General features: G+C 49.5%; 2 protein-coding genes. Both read right to left on the reverse strand.

Going from position 1 to position 5,680, the window contains the following annotated elements:
- Positions 1-385: 385 nt before the first annotated feature.
- Complete coding sequence (locus HMPREF3138_RS13510; protein ID WP_038878248.1) at positions 386-1,114, reverse strand: DUF2971 domain-containing protein; 729 nt, start codon at positions 1,112-1,114, stop codon at positions 386-388.
- Between the two features lie 607 nt (positions 1,115-1,721).
- Positions 1,722-5,351 carry a DEAD/DEAH box helicase gene (locus HMPREF3138_RS13515; protein ID WP_038878250.1) on the reverse strand — a complete coding sequence of 1,210 codons (3,630 nt, stop codon included), beginning with the start codon at positions 5,349-5,351 and terminating at the stop codon, positions 1,722-1,724.
- Between the last annotated feature and the right edge of the window lie 329 nt (positions 5,352-5,680).

Here is a 5,680-nt window from a genome sequence, read left to right on the forward strand (position 1 = left end):
TCATGTGGCTTATGAAGACATTACTAACATCGCGGTGTGTTAATCAACGGGGGGCAGGTCAAGTTGGATATTTTAAAACATGATCACTCATCAGATACGATGCTTACTATGTAGAACGCGTAAATCTGTGAAGGTTACCAATGTGTTAGGTAATGTCCGCTCCTGGCACAGGGCGGACTTTCTGACTGAGTTGAAGGTCTGCTGCGACCAAATATCGGACATTAATAACCTCAGAGACATAGCGCCCTTGAAATTTATCCCTCCTGGAGTGAAAATCTGTTATGATACTAGCATAAATTATTTATTTTTCAGTAAAGTTTAGAAAACAAATTTTTATGAATAGAAAAAGGAGAGTAATGCCCTCCTTCTTTATTTTTAAATTCTACTACAATTTAATTTTTAGTTTTTTAGGAGCATCGTATAGAGTAGATATTTTTATTTCGACTTTACAACCTTTATCCTCAATTGCCAATGTATATGCCTGCATTAAATTTTTTTCCATCCTTGGATCAAATAGCACGGTATCTAATAGTTCGGTTGGATTAATTTCAAACTGGAAAATATCATTGTCGACGCTATTATCATCACCAGAATATATTAAACGGACTTCGTTTTCGTGTTCAAATTCCACACGCTTGTATAAAAGCGATTCAGCGATGCCTGAACCATTAGTGTTGAACAAATCAATTGACAAGAGTTTTTCCGAAAGAGTATCTTCCGAAAGATAAGAAACCTTGCCTATAAAACACCTTAATTCATGGTAAGTCGGCTCTGCTTTTTGAAGTGCGGCTAATAGTTTTCTTGGTGTGGTTGAAACTCTTACGCCATTTTTATCATGGGAATATATCCGCCACATTGCATCGGTTTCATTATGAAATGTCCAGCATTGCCCATAAACAGAATCTCTTGCGGCAATTGTTCCTGTGTGACCATCAGAAGTTTCAATTACACAATTTAATAAAGCGTTCTCAAAAGGGTCATCCCATTTTCTTGGTCTTAACAAAGTTAATTTTTTTTCTTCAAGCAATTGAAGAAAACGGTGTACTGGCATAATTCTATAAATAGGTGTATCCAATAATTCATCTGTTAAATTAATGTGGTTATTATAGCTCATACATATTGACCTTTTGTTAGTTAATGTAATTAAAAAGGTGGTCGGGATATTTTAGCAAAAACCCAAGAGCTGATTCAACCCTGCTGACTTACAGATTTCAGTTCATATATCCAATGTTATAAATTCTCATTTATGGACTATTCTCCTAAAATTTTTTGATTTCAATCTTTAGAGAGCGCAGAAGACCTATGTTCGAATGACTACTTTTGGCACTAAACGGGCTAAATCTGACAGATTTGACGAGATAAGAGTATACCCTGAACGATTACTTCCCAGTTGATTTGCTTGGTTTCAGTCCTGGGGTATTGCCGGGTGTATCCTTATTATCACGTCTGCGTTGATCGGAATTTCCTGTTGATTTTGCAATTGGTTTTGGACCAGGTTTAAGCCCCATAATCGTACTCCTTAGCCTTGTTAGAGGTTATTCCTCAGTGTGGATAAAACGGGTGCTGTGAGAATTATCAAGCTAGGATGGGCGGTGGGTAATGACTACTAGACTATTATGTGAGCAATGTCAGTTTTTGAGATGTAGCAACCGGTCCGACACTGAAGTAGGTTGTAAATTATTAGCGATGCGCCCTCAGCAATGAGGGCCACACGGAGATTGTCAGGCTGATTGCGTCAATTGCCGATGCAGGACCTGCAGACTAGTTCCCGCCCCTGCCCATGCAGCAGCCGAACCGACCACATACAGGTTTTGCTTGGCGCGCGAGACGGCTACATTGATTATATTTGGTGGGCTCGCAGCCCACTGACGAGCCCTTTGCTGGCTAGCTTTCGGCGCACCCAGCAGCAGGATGACCGTGTCCGCCTCTCGGCCCTGGAACGTGTGGATCGTGCCTACACGATCACGGCACCACTCATCCAACTTTACGCCGAACGCCCGCAGCAGATCAGTTTCACTGTCGAGACGCCGACGCATGTTCTGCTCTACGATCTTGAATGGTGTGATGATAAATACGTCCGGATTTGTAATGCCTGATGCTGCCAGCTCTTTGAGCATTCGTACAACCGCTTCGCCCTCGTCGGGGCACCACTTAGTCTCAGCATCGCCATTGATATCCACCCAGTGAGATCTCCCCAAAGCCGAGCCGATATATCCGGGTTTTTTAGGCCCGACAGCATGGACCATCTGCCCGGCATAGGCGATGGAGTTAGAAACATCGAACATTGGGTTCTGGCAACGCCTGTGAACGAGGAGTGGCAGCCCGACTTCTCGATCACCTACATCCATGACGAAGGTGGATTTGAAGCGTGATGCCTGATCAGCAAGGGTCTGCGTAGATGCTGCGGGGGCAGACCATTCGATCTGGTCAATGTTGAAGAACTTGCAGATTTCGGCGTTCAGCTTCTCGGGTAGCGCTACCACAGGTGGGATTTGCAACGGGTCGCCTACCACGATGGAGCGCTTTGCCCGCATGATAGCTCCAACTGCTGCCTGAGGAACGGCCTGGCCCGCTTCATCCACCAGAAGCCAGCCAATACTCTCTGGTGGCAGATCTCCGAACATCGTCCGTACAGAGGCAAACGTTGTGGACACAGTCGGCACCACCATGAAAAGGCTCGACCAAAGATCAGGGAGAAGTTCACGGTGAGCGGAAGACTGGAAGGCACCAGCCACCATGCCCGACATCAATAGCCCAAGATTGTGTTGCAAGCGGCTGGCCGAAGCATCGATGAACGTTTTATGCACAGTCAGGGCAGCGGCGAAAAGATCCTCCCGCAGACGATGAACCTCATCGGGAAGCCATGGCGCAGTCAGGTGGATAGCTTCGTGCTCGCGCTCGAAGAATCTCTCATCAACGATCCTGTCTCCCATGCGGTTTCGTGCCTCTGCCTCGGTTGCCTGCAATTTCGAGACAGCCTGACATTTGCTGGAAATTTCCTGGTCGAGTTGCTGTAACTGGGCCTCAGTATTGCTCCACTCAGTCCTGGCAAGCTCCAGGGCACCGTCTGTCTCCTGCGCCCGTAAGACTGATTGCTGTAAGGTCGCCGAGAGCTGCTTCAGTGTCGATCTCCACGACTTCCAGGCCGCAGTCGCGAACAAACGGGAGAAGAAACCTGGACGGCCAGCAAGATGGCTGTCGAGCATGATCTTATCCTGCTCGATCTGCGATTTTGCCTTCTCATGCTCCCGTTGGCAGGATTCAGCAGTCTGGTGTGCCTCTTCGACGGCTTCATTCAGACTCGGACGACGCTGTTCCACACTTTGAAGTTCTGTGGTCGCTCCCTTGAGCGCCTGGATATCCCGTCGCATTTCTTCGATGCTGGCGATTTCAGCGTCTACCGTCTCCTTGAGTTTAAGGAAAACGGTTCGCGCTTTCCGCCAGGCCGCTAAAGCGTCCACTTCGTTGGTGCTGGGCCGCTCATTGACGACCACGCTGGGCATCACGCGATCGATGATTTCGCCAGTTTGTTCGTCCTTGATCTCACGCAAGACGTTTAAGCCGCGAGCTGCTTTCAGGTAGGTAAGGAAACCACCGTCTTCATTCCACCAGAAACTTTGCTTGAACGCGCCTCGGTTGCTGCTCTTGCCGAGAGCCGCGGCGATCAATCCCCAGGTTTCGACAGGGTCGGAGGGGATGTCCCCCTCGGCCTCGGCTTCGAAATAGCCGGCGCGTTTGGGATTCGCAATCAGGTCGCTGATGGACCGGAAGTAGGCGATCTGTTCATGGCGACCATTGGCTTCCTTGAGAGGAAGCTCTTTACTGACGTTTTCGACCGCTTTGTTATTGGAGGAGGCTACGACGATCTCATGGCCCCTCAAGGATGCATGTAACTTGTAGAAGTGCAGGAATGCATTGGAACCGAATGCCAGCTTCTCGCCTGTTGTGGAAAAGGCATCCTGCGGTTTATTGAAGCCGCACATCGCCGTGGCACGATCAAGAATGCACCCAACGACAATATCTCGCAGAAGAGTGGTCTTTCCAGTACCCGGTGGCCCATTGACACCGATGATACCTGGAGCATCATTCAGCTCAGCACGCGCCGCATTCACGGCAGCCTGTTGAAGCAGTACCAATGGATGGCCGCCTTTCGAAGGCCAACGAGCCTGCGGCATGAGCGACGGTGCGACGAACGGCTCAACTGCGGAAATGGGCGATAGCACGTCGATTTTCTGGTCAGGCCTGCCAATTCCCATGTAGCGGCGCAAACCGGTTCCGGCGTTGCCCGTCTCGAGCAATTTTGTTGCTTCACCGAGATCTTCAAGATAGAAAGAATTCAGTAACGAAGGTTCAGGCGGCGTCTTGGCTTTGAAATGATGAAACACCTTAATCGCGAATGTGGGTGGCTCAACCAAATGCTCGGGTACACCGAACTGAGACACAAGCCATTTATAAGCGTTAAGAACGACATCCAAATCGATCGGTATGGCTTCTCCATCCTCGTTGTGGCGGCGAACTATTCGATCCACATGCTCGATAATGCGCGCCTCAACATTCGGCCAATTCCGTAAGCTCCCAAGCTTCAGATCGAGAGCCGGCTTGAGTGCCCAGGCAAAACTGGAAACGGCAACGCCTTTGTCCTCAAGCACATAGCCTTCTTTGTCGATCAGGATCGAGCCGATGGCCGCTTTCTTACCGTCCGGGCGTGAACGCTCCTCATCCTCGCCAAAAACCTTGAGCAGCTCGTCCGTCGCCTTGTCGAGAACGATGGCGCCAAGGATGACCTCGAAATAAAGCTTATAGCTGGGCTTGCTGCGGGCATTTGGTCCCCATGGAACACCTCGCTCCAATAGAGCAACCCTGGAGCGGTTGCCGGTTGCCATATCCTCTGGGCGTTTATAACCTTGAGGCGATAGTGCTTCGAGGGCTGTCCATGCTGCCAGTATCGCGCGCGCATCATTCGACTTACCTGTTGGAGAGAAAGAGGGGAGTGGACCTAGCTCGATCTGGTCTTCGCCGAATTGCTGTTGCACGATAGGAGCTGGATTAGCCTTTGGTCGCTGTTGCACTACCGTTGCTGGCGCATCCCGGGACGAAACTTGGGAGGATTGCGTGGACGCCGAGCCAGGATGACGCGCTGATGGACTGGAACCCGACATTGAGACCACGCAGCGACCGCTAAGTGCAGTTCGGGCTTGCTCGATTTTAGTCGTCAACGTTCGGGCCTTGGCAGTGTTGCGGAAGGTCAGCTCGTTCAACAGCACTTCAAGTTCACTAGCGTTGTTGCGTGACCGCTCGAAAATTGCCTCCAGATCGAAGATTGATTTTTGCGCATACTGCCTTGTAGTCATTTATTTCTGCTGCCCCAGGTCCCATCAGTTGAGAGATTTTATGCTAATTGGCATGATTTCTAAAACGGTTAACTTCCGCTCCTGGCAGACTGCAAAGATACAGACGAACCTCTTTCACCATCGAATGTGTACGGTCAGATCTTGTTGGTGATGGTTAAGTAATTTGCAAACGGGTAGTCAAGTCAGATGCAATTACACATCGATCGGCCAGGCCGATCAATAGGCCATGATTGATCTGCCGAACCCATTGGACGCTCAATCGCTACGCCGCCTATAGTGGCAGGGACCTTAATACACGCAGCAACACCAGGGCATCCTATCGGCCGCTG

This window comes from Serratia sp. HMSC15F11 (assembly GCF_001808215.1).
In the GTDB taxonomy this organism is placed as follows: Bacteria; Pseudomonadota; Gammaproteobacteria; order Enterobacterales; family Enterobacteriaceae; genus Serratia; species Serratia nevei.